The organism is Pyruvatibacter sp., assembly GCF_040219635.1.
Taxonomy (GTDB): domain Bacteria; phylum Pseudomonadota; class Alphaproteobacteria; order CGMCC-115125; family CGMCC-115125; genus Pyruvatibacter.
Map to the genome: position 1 here is coordinate 53321 of NZ_JAVJSC010000009.1, position 16227 is coordinate 69547.

13 protein-coding genes are annotated in these 16227 nt (G+C 59.9%); 8 read left to right on the plus strand and 5 right to left on the minus strand.

Translation table 11 applies throughout. From position 1 onward, the window contains the following. Positions 1 to 2: 2 nt before the first annotated feature. The gene (locus RIB87_RS12480) at positions 3 to 1166 is read right to left on the minus strand and encodes an acyl-CoA dehydrogenase family protein (RefSeq protein WP_350147123.1); all 1164 of its coding nucleotides are present in this window, start codon (positions 1164 to 1166) and stop codon (positions 3 to 5) included. 103 nt (positions 1167 to 1269) lie between these two features. Here RIB87_RS12480 and RIB87_RS12485 point away from each other — a divergent pair, with 103 nt between their 5' ends. The 3 genes from RIB87_RS12485 (at position 1270) to RIB87_RS12495 (ending at position 4500) form a co-directional block, all read left to right on the plus strand. Beyond that, positions 1270 to 1737: a MaoC family dehydratase gene (locus tag RIB87_RS12485; protein WP_350147125.1), complete on the plus strand. Its 468-nt coding sequence runs from the start codon at positions 1270 to 1272 to the stop codon at positions 1735 to 1737. After that, positions 1737 to 2600 (plus strand): HpcH/HpaI aldolase/citrate lyase family protein, encoded by an 864-nt coding sequence (locus RIB87_RS12490; protein WP_350147127.1) that lies wholly within the window; start codon positions 1737 to 1739, stop codon positions 2598 to 2600. The genes RIB87_RS12485 and RIB87_RS12490 overlap by 1 nt, the downstream gene beginning before the upstream one ends. Before the next feature lie 145 nt (positions 2601 to 2745). Beyond that, complete coding sequence (locus tag RIB87_RS12495) at positions 2746 to 4500, plus strand: WS/DGAT/MGAT family O-acyltransferase (RefSeq protein WP_350147129.1); 1755 nt, start codon at positions 2746 to 2748, stop codon at positions 4498 to 4500. Between the two features lie 45 nt (positions 4501 to 4545). Here the strand turns inward: RIB87_RS12495 and RIB87_RS12500 are convergent, their stop codons facing one another. Beyond that, complete coding sequence (locus RIB87_RS12500) at positions 4546 to 5934, minus strand: MATE family efflux transporter (protein WP_350147131.1); 1389 nt, start codon at positions 5932 to 5934, stop codon at positions 4546 to 4548. Positions 5935 to 6133: 199 nt separating this feature from the next. Between RIB87_RS12500 and RIB87_RS12505 the strand changes: the two genes are divergently transcribed. The 4 genes from RIB87_RS12505 to RIB87_RS12520 all read left to right on the plus strand — a co-directional run bounded on the left by RIB87_RS12505 (position 6134) and on the right by RIB87_RS12520 (position 9349). Further along, a complete protein-coding gene (locus RIB87_RS12505) occupies positions 6134 to 6406 on the plus strand; it encodes a hypothetical protein (protein WP_350147133.1) in 273 nt (90 codons plus the stop codon). A gap of 12 nt (positions 6407 to 6418) precedes the next feature. Beyond that, positions 6419 to 7405, plus strand: a complete 987-nt coding sequence (locus RIB87_RS12510) for an alpha/beta fold hydrolase (protein WP_350147135.1) — start codon at positions 6419 to 6421, stop codon at positions 7403 to 7405. An 86-nt stretch (positions 7406 to 7491) separates the two neighbouring features. After that, the gene (locus RIB87_RS12515; protein WP_350147137.1) at positions 7492 to 8190 is read left to right on the plus strand and encodes a DedA family protein; all 699 of its coding nucleotides are present in this window, start codon (positions 7492 to 7494) and stop codon (positions 8188 to 8190) included. Positions 8191 to 8206: 16 nt separating this feature from the next. Further along, positions 8207 to 9349: a hypothetical protein gene (locus RIB87_RS12520; protein WP_350147139.1), complete on the plus strand. Its 1143-nt coding sequence runs from the start codon at positions 8207 to 8209 to the stop codon at positions 9347 to 9349. Between the two features lie 5 nt (positions 9350 to 9354). Here the strand turns inward: RIB87_RS12520 and RIB87_RS12525 are convergent, their stop codons facing one another. Further along, entirely contained in the window at positions 9355 to 9939 is a 585-nt protein-coding gene (locus RIB87_RS12525) for a nitroreductase family protein (RefSeq protein ID WP_350147141.1), read from the minus strand. A 79-nt stretch (positions 9940 to 10018) separates the two neighbouring features. Beyond that, positions 10019 to 11749 carry a hypothetical protein gene (locus RIB87_RS12530; protein WP_350147143.1) on the minus strand — a complete coding sequence of 577 codons (1731 nt, stop codon included), beginning with the start codon at positions 11747 to 11749 and terminating at the stop codon, positions 10019 to 10021. A 184-nt stretch (positions 11750 to 11933) separates the two neighbouring features. Between RIB87_RS12530 and RIB87_RS12535 the strand changes: the two genes are divergently transcribed. After that, positions 11934 to 14090, plus strand: a complete 2157-nt coding sequence (locus RIB87_RS12535) for a methyl-accepting chemotaxis protein (protein ID WP_350147145.1) — start codon at positions 11934 to 11936, stop codon at positions 14088 to 14090. A 136-nt stretch (positions 14091 to 14226) separates the two neighbouring features. Here RIB87_RS12535 and thrS read toward each other — a convergent pair whose 3' ends face one another. Continuing rightward, positions 14227 to 16176, minus strand: coding sequence for a threonine--tRNA ligase (gene thrS / locus RIB87_RS12540; protein ID WP_350147147.1), 1950 nt, complete (start codon positions 16174 to 16176; stop codon positions 14227 to 14229). Positions 16177 to 16227 lie beyond the last annotated feature (51 nt).

The following is a 16227-nucleotide window of genomic DNA, read 5'->3' on the forward strand; positions in this document are numbered from 1 at the left end:
GGCTAATAGCTCTTGGGCAACCCAAGCACCCGCTCGGCCAGGAACGACAAAATGAGTTCCCGGCTGACGGGTGCGATGCGGGCGATCATCACTTCGCGCAGGTAGCGCTCGACGTGAAACTCCTTCGCGTAGCCCATGCCGCCGTGGGTCATCACCGAGCGTTCGCACGCGGTGAAACCAGCCTCGGCTGACAGGTATTTGGCAGCGTTGGCTTCCGCCCCGCACGGCTTGCCCGCGTCATATAAATATGCCGCCTTCATGCACATCAGCCATGCTGCTTCAAGCTGTGCCCAGCTATCGGCCAGCGGATGCTGTATCGCCTGGTTCTGGCCGATGGGGCGGCCAAACACTTCGCGCTCACGGGCATAGGTTGCCGCACGCTCCAGCGCCAGTTGCCCCAGCCCCACAGCTTCCGCACCGATCAGAATACGCTCCGGGTTGAGGCCATGCAGAAGATATTCAAACCCCCGGCCTTCCTCACCGATGAGATCATCCACCGGCACTTTGAGGCCATCAATAAACAGTGCGTTTGAGTCCACCGCCTTGCGGCCCATCTTCTCGATCACATGCACATCCACCGCCGTGCGGTCCATGTCCGTGTAAAAAAGACTGATGCCGTCCGTGGGCTTGCGCACATCAGCCAGCGGCGTGGTGCGCGCCAACAGCAGAATCTTCGACGCACTTTGCGCGGTGCTGGTCCACATCTTGCGGCCATTGATGATGTAGTGATCGCCGTGGCGCTGCGCCCGCGTTTCAATCGCCGTGGTGTTCAGCCCGGCATTTGGCTCCGTCACACCAAAGCAGCACCGCTCGCGCCCGGCGATCAACGGCGGCAGGTGGCGTTGCTTCTGCGCGTCAGTGCCAAAGACCACCAGCGGCATCGGCCCGAACATATTGATGTGAATAGCACTGGCGCCGGAAAACCCCGCCCCTGACCGCGCCACCGTGTGCATCACAAGGGCTGCTTCCGTAACCCCAAGCCCTGCCCCGCCAAAGACTTCAGGCATCGCCGTACCTAGCCAGCCACCGGCCGCCATGTCGGCTACAAACGCATCCGGAAATGCGCCGTCCGTATCGCGCGCCAGCCAGTAGTCATCTCCATAAGCGACGCATACCTTGTTAACGGCATCGACGATGGCCTGCTGGTCGTCAGTCAGTTCAAACATTTGCCTCGTTCCTGCCCGTTCGCGGTTGACGCCTCACAGCGTCCCGTAGTTACAGTCATGCCGCGCCGAACAAAACCACGATGAAAAACCAAGGGAAGCGGACATGGCCGGATTGTATTTTGAGGAGTTCGAGGACGGCATGGTGATTGACCATCCCATCCGCCGAACCATCACAGAAAGTGACAATACGCTGTTTTCAGTGATGACCATGAATCCCGCCGCCCTGCACCTTGACCATCACTATGCACAAACCCAGACCGAGTTTGGCAAACCGCTGGTCAACTCACTGTTCACGCTGGGCCTGATGATCGGCATTTCGGTGCATGACACAACACTGGGCACCACAGTGGCCAATCTGGGCATGACGGACGTCGTGTATCCAAAGCCGGTGTTTCATGGCGACACCATAAGAGTGCAAACCCGCGTGATCTCCAAACGGGCCTCAAAGTCGCGCCCCACGCAGGGCATCGTCGAGTTTGACCATGCAGCCTTCAACCAGCACGGCGACGAAGTGGCCCGCTGCCGCCGTCAGGCACTGATGCTGATGAAACCCAACAGCGGGACTGCCTGATGCGCTCGCTCCTGTTCGTACCCGCCGACAGCGACACAAAACGCGCCAAAGCACTGGCGGGCGACGCCGATGGCCTGATCCTCGACCTCGAAGACTCGGTTGCCGAAAGCGCCAAGCCTGCCGCCCGCGACGCCACGGCAACGTTTCTTGCTTCAGGCGACCGTGCCGGCAAGATCATCGTCGTGCGTATCAACCCGCTGGAGGGTGCCTGGTGTGCTGATGACCTTGCCGCCATTGCGCCCGCAGCGCCTGACTATGTAATGCTGCCCAAAGCCACCCCCGAAGGTGTGCAGGATCTGTCTGACATGCTGGACGCGTTGGAACGCGATGCGGGTCTTGAGCCATCGTCCATCGGCGTGCTGACCGTCTCAACGGAAACCCCCGCAGCTCTGTTTGCCATGGATGGCTACATCCACAGCCCATCTCGTCTCGCGGGCCTCTCCTGGGGCGCGGAAGATCTGGCCGCAGAACTGGGCGCCACGTCAAATCGCCGCGACGACGGCACCTACACCGACACATTTCGGCTCGCCCGCACGCTGACGCTGGCGGCTGCCCGCGCCGCCGGTGTGCTGGCGCTTGATGGCGTCTATACGGATTTCAAAAACGATGAGGGTTTGCGCGCCGAACTGGCTGCGGCTGTCCGCGACGGGTTTGACGCCAAACTGGCCATTCACCCGGCACAAGTGCCCATCATCAATGCGGCGCTGACACCTTCCGCCGCCCAGATCGACCACGCCCGTGCCATCGTCGCAGCGTTCGAGGCCGCACCTGATCGCGGCGTGCTGTCGCTCGACGGAAAAATGATCGACCGGCCACATCTTTTGCAGGCCCGCCGTACACTCATGCGCGTGTCGCAGGACTGACCCGCGCATTTGCGATGCGAAAAAGCGAGGAACCCTCTGGATTGCAGTGCAGCATTTTGGTAAATGGTTGGAAACAAAGGCTTTCCGGCGTTAGTGTATTTGAAAAGCCGAGCAGAACTGCGCTTCTTCAATAGGGAACACCTCAATGCGCCGCTTGAACATCCAGGATTCAGCCTTTCTTACCGTCGAAACTGACGAAAGCCCGACGCATGTCGCCGGCCTGCAAATCCTGCAGCTGCCGCCGCGCTACAAGGGCAATTTCTTTCAGGACATGTTCGACCGGATAGATATGTCGGTCCCCCCGGCGGAACCGTTCAACCTCAAGCTGGGTGGCAGTCTCTCCAAACTCGAAATCACGCCGCGTTGGGTAGAGGACGAGAACTTCGACATCGACTACCACGTCCGTTTCATCCGCCTTCCCGACCCCGGCACGATGGAACAGCTCACCCACCTCGTATCGCGCCTGCACGGCCAGCGGCTGGACCGCAACCACCCGCTGTGGGAGTGCTATTGCATTGAAGGCATCGAGGGCAATCGGGTAGCCCAGTACATCAAGGTGCATCATGCGGTTGTTGACGGTGTCGCTGCCATGTCGATGCTGAGCGCAACCCTGTCCAACTCACCGCGTCAGCGCATGGACAAGGGCTTCTGGCAGATACCCACAAAGAAGCAGCACAAGCTGCCGGTCGCCGCGGCGGCGCACAAGCAGGACATTATTTCTCAGGCTACCCTGTCAGCAGCGCAGCTTGTGGAAGGTGCTGCAACAACCGGCCGCACGGTCACAGAGCTCGGCGGACGCCTGTTGCGCGGCGGGTTCCACATTCTGTCCGGCGACAAGCGCGAAGCGCCACTGCCGTTTCAGGCACCCAAGACGCCGTTCAACACCACCATCTGCAAACACCGCAGGTTCGGCATCGCCACCTTGTCCCTGAGCCGCATCAAGGATATGGGCACCAATCTGGACGCAACGGTCAATGATCTGGTGCTAGCCATCAGCGCCGGTGCCCTGCGCACCTACCTGAAAAGCAAAAATCAGCTTCCCAAAATGCCGCTGACGGCCATGTGCCCTGTCTCCGTCCGCCCCAAGGACGCGGTGCAGGAAGGCAACTCCATTTCGATGATTATCACGACGCTCGCAACCGATGTGAGCGATCCGCTGGAACGCCTTGAGGCCATCAAGCGCTCATCGAAGTCAGCCAAGGAAAAAGCCAACCACTTCTCGCGTGAAGCAGCCACCAACTATTCGCTGCTGCTCAACGGGGCGGTGCTGGCCACCAACGCCGTGGGCCTTGGCGGCACCGTGCCGCCGCCCGCGAACCTTGTGATCTCCAACGTACCCGGCCCGCGTGAACAGCTTTATGTCAACGGTGCCAAGCTGATTGCCAACTACCCCATGTCGGTGCTGGTGCACAGCCAGGCGCTGAACATTACGGTTACCAGCTACATGGACTCGATCGACTTCGGCCTGATGGCAGACCGCGAAGCTGTGCCCGACGTGGAAGCCATGGCGCAGATGGTGCGCGATGCCGCTGACGAACTGGAAGCAGCCTTTGAAGCCAAGATGGAGTTTCAGGCGTTTCAGGCAGCAGAGGCCCTTGAGCACCACAGGCGCCTGAAAGAGGCGCAGTCGAAACTCAACGCCGAACTGTCCAGCAAACGCGCCAAGCCGCGCAAGCGCAAGGCGGCGTCGAAAAAGACATCTGCAAAAAAGACGGCCACAAAAAAGAAACCGGCTGCAAGGAAAAAGCCTGCGGCCAAAGCGAAAACGAAAGCCGGGCACGCCGCGGGGAAAGTGGCGCCGGTTACTGAAATCGCAGCTGAAACAGTTGTTGTGACACAGGCTGTGGAAACCCCCGTTCAGGCAACACTGGATGAAAAATTTTCCACTGCCGCTGAGTAATCCTCAGCCTCAGGCGTGATAAAAAAACGGGGCGGGTGCGGTTGGTTAGTTGGCCAGCCCGCCTGCCCCGCCTCGTTTTGACAACACCCAGAACCGCCGGTTGATAAGCAGCGCCGATATGACGCTGGCCACCAGCATGGCTTCCAGCAGGCCCCATGGCCCCCGCTCCCAGTGCAGGCCGAACAACCACGCCAGCGGCACCATGATTCCAAAATAGGAAATCAGGTGAAAGCCCGTGGGCACCCATGTTTCACCCATGCCGCGCAAGGCACTGGCCATCACCGCCTGCGCACTATCGAGCGGCAGAATGACGGCGATGAACGCCAGCAGCACAGCGGCAAGCGCAATCAGCTCTGCATCTTCGCCATAGGCACTTGCGATGGGATGCGCGAAGACAATCAGCAGTCCGCCGAGCACCGTCATGACCGCAAGGTTGAACATCAGCCCCGTCCACCCGGCAATCGCCATCTGCCGCTTGTCGCGCTGACCATAGTAAAAGCCAACGCGCACTGCTGTTGCCGTACCGATGCCGATGGACACCATGAACGCCACGGCAAATGCGTTGAACGTCACAGCATAAGCCCCAAGCGCGATGGCGCCCATCAGCCCCGCCATCAACTGCATGACCGAAAATGCCGCGTTTTCCGTGCCAAGGCTCGCACCCGCCGCATAGCCCAGCCCGCGCTGCCGCGCGCCACTGCGCCAGAAGCCCGCCCAGGTGTCAGCCACCTTTTCGCGCAGGCCAAACTGCGCCCCGTCGCGCATATGCCAGATATACGCGCTGATGAGCACCGCCTGAAACGCCCAGATGCTGGCAGTGGCAATGGCAGAGCCGACAGCCCCCATCGCCTCAAACGGGCCAATGCCGAACACCAGCACCCAGTTGAGCAACACATTGAGAAGGTTGGCCGCGATCATCAAAATCATGCCCGGCAGGGGCCGCTTGATGCCTTCGAGAAAATATCCGCCTGCCACCGTGATGAGCAGGAACGGCAACGCCACGCCCAGCACGATCGAGACCTCGCCGCCATTGCGCGCCAGATCATCGCTCTGCCCGGTCAGCGCCAGCAGCGGTCCACCAAACAGACAGAACGCAAACCCCACCACACCGATGCCCGCAGCATACGGCACCCCGCGCCGCCACGCGGCGCCACATTCCTTGTAGGTACCAGCACCAAACGCGTTGGACGTCACCACGAGCTGTCCCATGATGCCGCCAAGCAGAAACAACATCACAAACGCGTAGGGCACATGGCCGATGGCCTGATAGGCCAGTTCCTGTGACGAGAAGTTACCCACCATCATCGTGTCCACAACCGACATGGTGAGCACGCCACCGCGCTGCACCATGGTGGGCGCAGCAAGGCGCACAAGCTCGCCAAGATGGGCGCGGTACAGCGTAAGGCGTGTGCCGCTTTGTGAGGGAGATGCCATTGGGAAAACGCAGTCTTGGATAACGGATATCAGGCAACAGGTGCCGGATGGATGAATGCCGCACGCTATCACACGCCCGTTCGCACCGCCTGCAGCAAACGCACACACCCGATCTGCGCGCCGACACCAGCTTGCGCGCGTGGCGCTGTCATGCTCACCTGCGCATGAGACAGGCGAGACGGCACACAGGAGAGCAACAATGCGCACAAAGCTGATTGTATTCGCGGTTGTGGGCGCACTTGGCGTCGCGGGTACTTTGTTCATTTTGCAAACAAGTCAGGCAGCTGCCATTGTATTTGGCGTGTCGTCACTGGTCGTTGCGATTGCTGCATTTTCAGGCGGCCGTAAAAAAGCCGACGGCAAAAAGCCAAAAGACAAAATGCCCGGTCACGCCGTAGCCCTGCGCCAGAGCCGCGCCATGGTGCGCGGGGAAGATGGCGAAATTCGCGGCCTGCCCGGCGGACCAGCCTGATATCGGGCGGATATGCCTCGCCCTCAACAGCGCCAGAAAGGCTCCCGGCTAGGCTCCCACTCAGCCTCAGCCTCAGGCTCAAGTCCGGTTCGCCGCGTTGTCCGGCACAATCCCGACGCCGCATCCACACGCAAACGTAAGTCGCAGGCGGTGCATACTCTAAGCCTGCTTGCCGCGAGCCTTACGGGCGCCACGCAGTTTGCCGGCGTGCAGCCAGCGCGGGCGGCGGACCACATTTCATATGCCTGGAACGGCACCACAATGGCTGCACAGCGGGCAGGCACGCCGGGTGGCACTCGCGTTATCTTCATCCACGGCACACCGGGGTCTGCGGGAGCCTGGGAGGCATATCTGACGGACGTGCCACAGACCTATGAATACATCGCCGTGGACCGCGCGGGCTTTGGCCAGAGCGGCCCGACCCAAGCTGTCACATCACTGGAACAACACGCCCGCGCGCTGGCCCCTTTGCTGGCAGATGAAACCAACCCTGCGATCGTGGTGGGGCACTCGCTGGGTGCTCCTGTTGCTGCCATGCTCGGTGTTCTGTTCCCCACAAGAGTGCGGGCGCTCGTCATGGTGGCCGGCGCCTTCGACCCGGCGCTTGAAAAGGTGCATGTCATGCAATCCGTCGGCAACTGGTGGGGCGTGCGTCATCTGCTGCCCCGCGCCCTGCGCAATGCCAACCATGAGCTGCTGGCGCTCAGGCAGGAACTCATATCTCTTGCCCCACGCCTTGCGTCCCTCGCCATGCCCGTCGAAATTGTGCATGGCACCGATGATAATCTGACACCGTTTCAAAACGTCCCGTTCGCGGAAGCCCACATGAAAAACGCGCCCCTGAGCGTGACGGTGCTGGAAGGTCAGAACCATTTTCTGCCATGGAACGCCAAGCCTGAAATTGACATGGCCATTGCGCGTGCGGCACAAGCAGGCGCGCACGCCGCGCAGCAAGACTCCCTATCCTCTGCCAATTTTGTGCACGAAAGCGCGCAGTAACAATTAACTAAAGACAATGGGGCGATCATGCCTCCGCGCGCGGTAAGGTATCCGCGACCTGATTCACTCCTGCTGTCGGACCATTTATGGACCTGTCCTACGAAGGCCTTCTGGCCCTGTTCCAAAGCGTGGCCGACAGCCAGTACCTGGTGCTGATCGCCATCGTGCTTGGCACGTTCATTCTGGAAGATGCGGCAACCGTGGCCGCCGCACTGCTGGCGTCCCAAGGGGTTATCCCCCATGCAAGCGCACTCATTGCGCTGTACTGCGGCATCATGATTGGCGATCTGGGGCTTTACGGGCTTGGCGCACTCGCTGCCCGCTGGCCGCGCGCGCGCCGCTTCGTATCGGAGCACCGCATCATGCGCGGCAAGGCCTTTTTGGAAGGGTCACTGTTCGTCACGCTGTTTGGCGCCCGCTGCGTGCCCGGTATGCGGCTGCCGACATACACCGCCAGCGGCTTTCTCGGCATCCCGTTCCCCCGCTTTGCAATGTATGCAGCGGTGCTTGCCGCCGGCTGGGCAACCGCGCTCTACAGCATCATCGCCATACTGGGTGAAACCGTGCTGGACGAGCTTGGCCCGTGGCGCTGGGGCGTTGCCGCACTTGTGATTGCCGCCGCCATTGTGTTGCCGCGCATAACCCAGAGAATTGCCCGCAGATATGCGTCGGGTGGAAACACGCCCGATGCAACCGGTATGGTCGAGGATGCCATACCGGTTGCTGACAGAACAAAAACCAGCATTGTAACACCGGCCAAATCAGGCACACACGACCCCAGCTAAGGCACGCAACACGCCCATGCCCGCGCGCACCATCACCCCCAACAGACCCATCCATGTAGGTATGCCACCCCTCGACATGTCGGGACCGCCGGTCTCTCACTTTGAGTTCTGGCCCGGCCGTCTTTTCTATGCACCCATCGCGCTGCAGTGGTGCTGGTTGGCCCTAAAACACCGCGGGCTCGGCCTGCCGCTGCTTGCTAACCCCACCTTCCCCGATGGCGGCATGGCAGGTGAGAGCAAAGTCGAGATTTTCAATGTGCTGGAAGGCGCCTCCAAAGATGCGATGGCACGATGGGTATCGCTGACGCGCAGTTGTTCCCGGCGCGCAGCCGACCCGGAAAGTCTGAGCCATGACCTTGATGCAGCTTTGGCGGCCATGCGCGATGCAGACATAACCCTGCCGGTGGTCGCCAAGCCGGACATCGGCTGTCGGGGCGTTGGCGTACGTCCGGTGCGCACGCTGGACGACCTGTCCGCCTATATCAGCGGTTTCCCCGATGGCGCGACATTGATCTTGCAGGAGATGATCGAGCATGAGGCAGAGGCCGGCGTGTTTTACATCCGTCTGCCGGGCGAGGACAAAGGCCGCATCTTCTCGCTGACGCTCAAATACTTTCCCCATGTGATTGGTGATGGCACATCAACCCTGCGGCAACTCATTGAGGTGGACCCGCGCGCGGGGCGTTTGCCGCACATCTATCTGCCACGCCACGCACACCGTCTCTCGATCGTGTTGCCGTATGGCGAACCGTTCAGGCTGGCTTTTGCAGGCAGCCATTCACGCGGCACCATTTTCCGCGACGGTGCCCGCTTCATCACGCCCGCCATGGAGCAGGCATTTGACGACATAGCCCGCAGCATTCCCGAGTTCTACATCGGCCGCTTCGACCTGCGCTTTGACAGCATTGAAAAACTGCAACGCGGCGAAGGCTTCAAGCTGATCGAAATCAACGGCGCGGGTGGCGAGGCAACCCACATATGGGACCGCAAAACCACGTTGCGCGAAGCCTACGCAACGCTGTTTGAGCAGAACCGCATGTTGTTTGAAATCGGCGCGCGCAACCGCAAGCGCGGCTTTACACCGCCGCCCATCTGGAACCTGTATGACGCCTGGCGGCGTGAACGCGCGCTGTTTGACCACTACCCTCACACGCAATAGAGCGTTTAGAGTTCAGGCCGCCAGCGCGATACGCGGTCTTCCAGTTCAGGCCGCACGCGCTCACGCGGCGGCGTTGCCACCGAGCCAAAATACATGAACCCCGCAACCCGCTCCGTGGCACCCAATCGCAACGCCTGCGTCACCATCGGGTCATAGGCATACCATTCGGTCAGCCACTGTGCGGCAAACCCCATGGATGTGGCCGCCAACAGCATGTTCTGGCACACAGCGCCCGATGACAGAACCTGCTCCCATTCGGGGATCTTGCTGTCCGGCGTCACAACCGAGATCACCGCCACAACGACAGGTGCCCGGAGAAATCGCTCACGCTCGAATTGCCGTCGTTCGTCTTCATCAGGCATACCGGATGCCAGATAGGCCGCCTCAAGAACGCCGCCGAACTGCCTGCGGTTCTCACCCTCGAATACAATGAACCGCCAGGGCCCCAGCTTGCCATGATCCGGCACGCGCAGGCCTGCGCTCAAAATGTTGTGGAGCTGCACGGCATCAGGCCCGTCCGGCCCCATGTCACGGACCACAACAGAGCGACGGGTTTTGAGGAGATGCAAAAACGCGTTGTCGGCAGACATCAAGACACCTGAAAGAAATCAATTCGCGAACCGGACCAACCTAGCGGCTGGACACAGGCCCGCAAGTATCTGACGGCAACTATTCCGTAATCGCCTGCCGCAAATCAGCGCGCACCTGCGTGGGGGGTGCGGTCAGCACCGCCGTAACGTCAGTGTCAGGCGGCGCGTCAACGCCCGAACCATTCACGCCGGAGCGCAACTGCGCCAGCGAGAAATCCATCCGCACATCATATGTGCGTTCCGTCTGATTGCGCAGCCGCGCTTCCGCTTCATACCACGCACGTTTTTCGGAGCCATCACGACACGACGCCAGTTCCTCCCGCGATGATGCCCCCCAGCGCCGCTCAACGCAGTGATAGGGGTCAAACGACAGGTCGAAGAGGCGCGCGTGCACATCGTCGAAGCCAAGCGAAATCTCCTGCCCTGCCGAGTTCGTATAGGCGATGGAACATGCCGCTGCTTCTGCATCATAGACACGAAGCAAATCTGCGCGAATGTCAGTACCATCATACTTCACACGATCACTGCCCGCCTCGACCAGCCCCACGAACCGCACCACTTCATCACGCAGTTCAACGAAGGACGTCTTCAGCCGCGCATCCCGCGACGGCGTGGAATAGGTCTCCCACTCGCCACTGGTGCCATAGATGTTTTCAGGCAACCGCGACGGCTGCGGTTTGCTATGAATGCCTGCGGCAATCGCCTCCTCCACCGCATACACGCGGTAAGTCAGGTCATCACACAGGCCACGCATCATGTTGCGGGTTTCCACCAGCGGGTCATACACAAGGCTGCGGCCCGCAACCGCGTTGCGCACCCAGTCATAGTAATCAAGCCGCTGGCCATCATAGGCAAATGTGCCGCCCTGCCACTGGCGCTTGTTCACTGTGTCATTGCCGAAATACTGCTCAACCGAAAAATCGGCCAGTTCGGCATTGCTTGTATATTCGTAACGCCCGCCCACAAGGCTGCCGTCCGCCGCGCGAGTGGCCCCAACAAGCTGCACCGGGCGCCAGTTCTTGAAGCCAGCCCCCATGGTCGGCCGGGCACGCACAAACTTGCGGCCATAGACCCCGCGCGTGATTGAATTGTCCGGGTGCGCATCAATGTAGTGAATGCGCCCGTCGGGATCGACCCGGTACACGACAGCCACATGCCCGTTGGGATCATAAATGTTGGTGCCCGGACGGATAGAGCGCGGGTCGATGCTGGTGGAATAGTGGTCAGCCTTCAGGCCGCGTGTTTCTTCGGGGTCGTAGCGATACATCGCCGTGGACACGAAATTGGACACCCGCCTCAGCATGTCCGGCCCGTCCATGGGCGACTGGCCAGGCCAGTTCACAACCACCGTTTTTTCAATGATGCGATTGCCCGATGCCACATAGCGCGCATCTCGCGTATAGCTGTTGGGCGCAACAGCCGACGCAAAGGCAAACGGCAGCCCGTTCATCCATGCGAAATAGCCCCGCAGCGTGTAGGGCAGATCCGCACAATCCGCATAAAAGTTGACACCGCGCGGGTTGCGCCCGCGATACACATTGGCCGCGTGCTTGAGGCACTGGTCCGTGGTGCGGCAATCACTTTCGCCGATGGCGGTAATAAAATCCGAATAGGCCTGTTCGTCGGTCGCCGTCCACCGGTCCCGCAACAAACGCCACGAGCGCGGCGAAGCTGAAGGGGCAACCTGTGCCACCTCCACACCATCAGCTTGTGGCGGCACCGCCGTCGATTGAGCAGATGCCGGCAACCCCCAAAAGCCCGCCACAACAACACCGGCAAAACCAGCCAGCCTGAAGCCTGAAATCCGCATGGTTTGATCAGCCCGTATCCAAATGCAGCACCCGGACAAACGTTAACGGAAACGGATGCATTTGTCCGGTACAACTTTTTAGCGTGCGCCGCATTCACTCTCCCTTAAGTTGAAGTGAATACGGTCTGCCCCAGAAAACAAGCATCTTCATACTCTCACCCATCAGATCGCGGCGGATCACACCATGTCATTCTTCAAACTGTCGTCCCTGAAACTGGCGCACAAGCTGCCTTTGGTCATGATCGGGCTTGCAGTAGCTGCAACCATCATCATGAGCACGCTCGGCTTTTTTGGATCGCGCACCGAAATTGACGCGGTGGTGAAAAAAGAGCTCAAGGTGGTGGCGCTCAACCGGGCACAAACAATCAAGAGCTACCTTGAAGGCATAAACGAAGAAATTGCGTTGCTCGCCTCAAACGACATGATCGCCGACGCGATCGTATCATTTGACGATGCATGGGCTGATCTGGGGACCGGCCAAACACAGGCACTGCAGGCGGCGTACATTGCCGACAACCCCCACCCCCTTGGCGAAAAGGAAAAACTGGACGCTGCCAGCGGCCCATCGCTCTACAATGACACCCACGCCTATTTTCACCCCTGGTTCCGCAAGCTGCAGCAAACGCGCGGCTACTATGATGTGTTCCTGTTCAACACAAACGGCGACCTTGTGTATTCCGTATTCAAGGAAAACGACTACGCCACCAACCTGATGACCGGCCAATGGGCGGCCTCAGGCCTGGGTGACGTATTCCGTGGCGCAAAGACAAAGACGAGCGGGCAGACACATTTTGTGGATTTCGCGCCCTATACTCCTTCCGCCAACGTACCGGCAAGTTTCATCGGCTCGCCGGTCTATGGCCGCGACGGTCAGCTTTTGGGCGTTGTTGCCTTCCAGATGCCGGTCGCGCGAATTGCCACAATTTTCGGCGACACGACGGGACTTGGTAATACCGGCGAAACATATCTGGTGGGCAGCGACAATCTGATGCGCACCCAGTCACGTTTCATCGAGGAAGAAACGACGCTGGCGCGGTCAGTCAACAGCCCGGCAGTTTCAGCAGCGCTGAACGGTGAGCAGGGGATAACCACATCGCAGGGCTTCTCCGGAAACGCCACCTTTGCTGCCTACGCGCCACTTGCGTTCAACGGCACCACCTATGCGGTGGTCGCTGAGCAGGAAATAGCCGAAGCAGAGGCAGGTGTTTTCCGGCTGATGTGGGTGTTTGCGGTTGCAGGACTTGTCGTGTCGCTCGCTTCTGTCGTCATTGGCCTTCTGGTCGCCCGCAGCGTATCGCGGCCCATCACCGCCATGACGCACAGCATGAAAAAGCTGGCCGACAAAGACTGGGCCACCGACATCCCCGGCCGTAACCGCGCCGATGAAATTGGCGACATGGCGGCAGCCGTCGAGGTTTTCAGGGACAACGGCCAGGAAGTTGAGCGAATGGAAGCGGCAGATGCCGCCCGCATCGCCCGCGAGGCCGACGAAAAACGCGCCGCCATGAACAAACTGGCCGACGAGTTTGAAGCCTCCGTTGGTGAGGTGGTTGAAGCCGTTGCCGCAACAGCGCGAGACCTCAAAGACACAGCACAGGGCGTTTCCGCCATCGCGGAGGAAACCACAGCCCAGTCCGCAACTGTTGCTGCGGCCGCCGAAGAATCGTCCGTAAACGTACAAACGGTATCATCGGCAACCGAAGAAATGTCTGCATCCATTGCGGAAATGCAGCAGCAGGTGATGCGCTCGCGCGATGTCTCCGAACAGGCCGCGCAAAGCGTGGAAAGTGCCGCTGGTCAGATCACCGGTCTGTCAGCTGCAGCCAACCAGATTGGTGACGTGCTGAAAATCATTCAGGACATTGCCGAACAGACGAACCTGCTGGCCCTCAACGCAACCATTGAAGCCGCCCGTGCCGGTGAAGCCGGCAAGGGCTTTGCCGTAGTGGCCAGCGAAGTGAAAACCCTCGCCACCCAGACCCAGAAGGCCACCGAGCAGATCCGCGAACAGATTGCCGGCGTGCAGACGGAAAGCCAGACGGCTGTTACTGCCGTCAGCGGTATCCGTGATGTCATCGCGCAGGTAACACAAATCAGCCAGGCGATTGCCATTGCCATTGAAGAACAAACCGCTGCAACAAACGAGATTGCCAGCAACGCCCAGCAGGCCGCGGCAGGCACCCAGGAAGTATCTTCCAGCGTGCAGGGGGTGAGCGAGGCGTCACAACAGGCTTCTGCCGCCTCGACGCAGCTTCTGGCATCCTCCAACGCTCTGGCCGAGCAAGGCGACGCCCTGCGCGACCGCATGAGCGCGTTCATCCAACAGGTGCGCGCCGCGTGACGCAAATTGCGGTGCACCGCACATGATCCGGGGGTATGGGCTCCGCAGATACGGATGGTGTTGACGTGACCCAAGCCCAAAAACAAAGGGCGGCGCATCGCTGCGCCGCCCTTCATGTTTTTCGCGCAGGTGCAGCCTACTCGGCAGCCACCGCAGCACCGGCAACAGACGCTGCACGCGGCGGACGTGCCTCCTGAGCCAGCGCCCTGGCAGCTTCTTCAAGCGGCATCACCGTCTGGTCCTTGGAGCCAAGCCGCCTTATGGCAACCGTACGCTCCTCGGCTTCGCGATTGCCAACCACCAGCAAGGCAGGAACCTTGGCCAGTGAGTGTTCACGCACCTTGTAGTTGATCTTCTCGTTGCGCAGATCAGTCTCAACTGTCAGGCCATGCTGCTTGAGAACCTCGGCAACCTCGCGGCCATATTCGTCCGCATCCGACGTAATGGTTGCCACCACGCATTGCAGCGGCGCCAGCCACAGCGGGAACCGTCCCGCATGATGCTCGATCAGAATGCCGGTGAACCGTTCAAGTGACCCGAACAGCGCCCGGTGGATCATCACCGGCTCATGCTTGTTACCGTCTTCGCCGATATAGAATGCTCCAAGCCGACCGGGCAGATTGAAATCAACCTGCACCGTGCCGCACTGCCAGTCGCGGCCAATGGCATCGCGCAACACGAACTCGATCTTCGGCCCGTAAAACGCGCCTTCGCCCGGGTTCATCTCATAGTCCAGCCCCGTCGCATCAATCGCGGTTTTAAGCGCTGCCTCCGCCTTGTCCCATATTGCATCCGAGCCAACACGCTTTTCAGGCCGGTCAGAGAACTTGAGCAATACGTTCTCAAAACCGAAATCACGGTAGATCGACAAGATGAGATTTGTGACCGTCACACATTCGTCCGTAATCTGATCTTCCGTACAGAAAATATGTGCGTCGTCCTGCGTAAAATGCCGTACCCGCATCATGCCGTGCAGCGCGCCTGATGGCTCATACCGATGCACCTTGCCGAACTCGGCAAACTTCAGTGGCAGTTCGCGGTAGCTCTTGAGGCCATGCTTGAACACCTGCACATGGCCGGGGCAGTTCATCGGCTTCAAACAGAACGTGCGGTCATCGGGCGTTACCGACGTGTACATGTTCTCGCCAAACTTTTCCCAGTGGCCTGACTTCTCCCACAGCGACTTGTCCATCACATCGGGTGTGTTGATCTCGTGGTAGCCCGCCAGCTCCTGCTGATCGCGCATATAGTCGATGAGCGTCGTAAACAGCCGCCAGCCATGCGGGTGCCAGAAGATGGAGCCTGGCCCCTCCTCCTGAAAATGAAACAGGTTCATTTCGCGGCCCAGCTTGCGGTGGTCACGTTTTTCAGCTTCCTCCAGCATCTGGAGGTGATGCTTGAGGTCTTTTTCGTTGGCCCATGCGGTGCCATAAATACGCTGCAACTGCGCATTGTTGCTGTCACCACGCCAATAGGCACCGGCGAGCTTGGTCAGCTTGAAGGCCTTGCCGACACGTCCCGTGGAGGGCAGATGCGGCCCGCGGCACAGGTCTTTCCACTCACCCTGACGATAGACCGTGATCTCCTCGCCTTCGGGCAGGTCCGAAATGATTTCGGCTTTGTAGCTTTCGCCAATCGACTTGAAGTGCTCAATCGCCTCATTGCGATCCCACACCTCGCGCGTGATCGGCTCATCGCGATCAACGATTTCCGCCATGCGCTTTTCAATTTTTTCAAAGTCATCCGTCGAGAACGGTTCCTCGCGGGCAAAATCATAGAAAAAACCGTTGTCGATGTTCGGCCCGATGGTCACCTGCGTGCCGGGAAACAACTCCTGCACCGCTTCCGCCAGCACATGCGCCGTATCATGGCGGATGACCTCGACGCCTTCAGGCTCATCGCGCGTGACAAGACGCACCGTTGCGTCATGCTCAATCGGCCGCGTCAGATCCCAAAGCGCGCCGTCCACATCAATAAGGACGACTTTCTTGGCCAGTGATTTTGAAATGTCTTCCGCAAGACCAAGGCCCGTAATGGCATTGGAGTATTCGCGAATAGATTTATCGGGGAGCGTCAGCTTGACCATCCCTCTCCTCCTCATTCTCTGCACACAATGCAGGTAAGCCCGAGAGCGTTA

Bases quoted from the DNA above. Each gene is read 5' to 3' on its own strand.
- RIB87_RS12515 (WP_350147137.1), top strand. From the start codon at position 7,492: ATGGACCTGTCCTACGAAGGCCTTCTGGCCCTGTTCCAAAGCGTGGCC.
- thrS (WP_350147147.1), bottom strand. From the start codon at position 16,176: ATGGTCAAGCTGACGCTCCCCGATAAATCTATTCGCGAATACTCCAAT.
- RIB87_RS12505 (WP_350147133.1), top strand. From the start codon at position 6,134: ATGCGCACAAAGCTGATTGTATTCGCGGTTGTGGGCGCACTTGGCGTC.
- RIB87_RS12495 (WP_350147129.1), top strand. From the start codon at position 2,746: ATGCGCCGCTTGAACATCCAGGATTCAGCCTTTCTTACCGTCGAAACT.
- RIB87_RS12490 (WP_350147127.1), top strand. From the start codon at position 1,737: ATGCGCTCGCTCCTGTTCGTACCCGCCGACAGCGACACAAAACGCGCC.
- RIB87_RS12480 (WP_350147123.1), bottom strand. From the start codon at position 1,166: ATGTTTGAACTGACTGACGACCAGCAGGCCATCGTCGATGCCGTTAAC.
- RIB87_RS12520 (WP_350147139.1), top strand. From the start codon at position 8,207: ATGCCCGCGCGCACCATCACCCCCAACAGACCCATCCATGTAGGTATG.
- RIB87_RS12525 (WP_350147141.1), bottom strand. From the start codon at position 9,939: ATGTCTGCCGACAACGCGTTTTTGCATCTCCTCAAAACCCGTCGCTCT.
- RIB87_RS12485 (WP_350147125.1), top strand. From the start codon at position 1,270: ATGGCCGGATTGTATTTTGAGGAGTTCGAGGACGGCATGGTGATTGAC.
- RIB87_RS12500 (WP_350147131.1), bottom strand. From the start codon at position 5,934: ATGGCATCTCCCTCACAAAGCGGCACACGCCTTACGCTGTACCGCGCC.
- RIB87_RS12510 (WP_350147135.1), top strand. From the start codon at position 6,419: ATGCCTCGCCCTCAACAGCGCCAGAAAGGCTCCCGGCTAGGCTCCCAC.
- RIB87_RS12535 (WP_350147145.1), top strand. From the start codon at position 11,934: ATGTCATTCTTCAAACTGTCGTCCCTGAAACTGGCGCACAAGCTGCCT.
- RIB87_RS12530 (WP_350147143.1), bottom strand. From the start codon at position 11,749: ATGCGGATTTCAGGCTTCAGGCTGGCTGGTTTTGCCGGTGTTGTTGTG.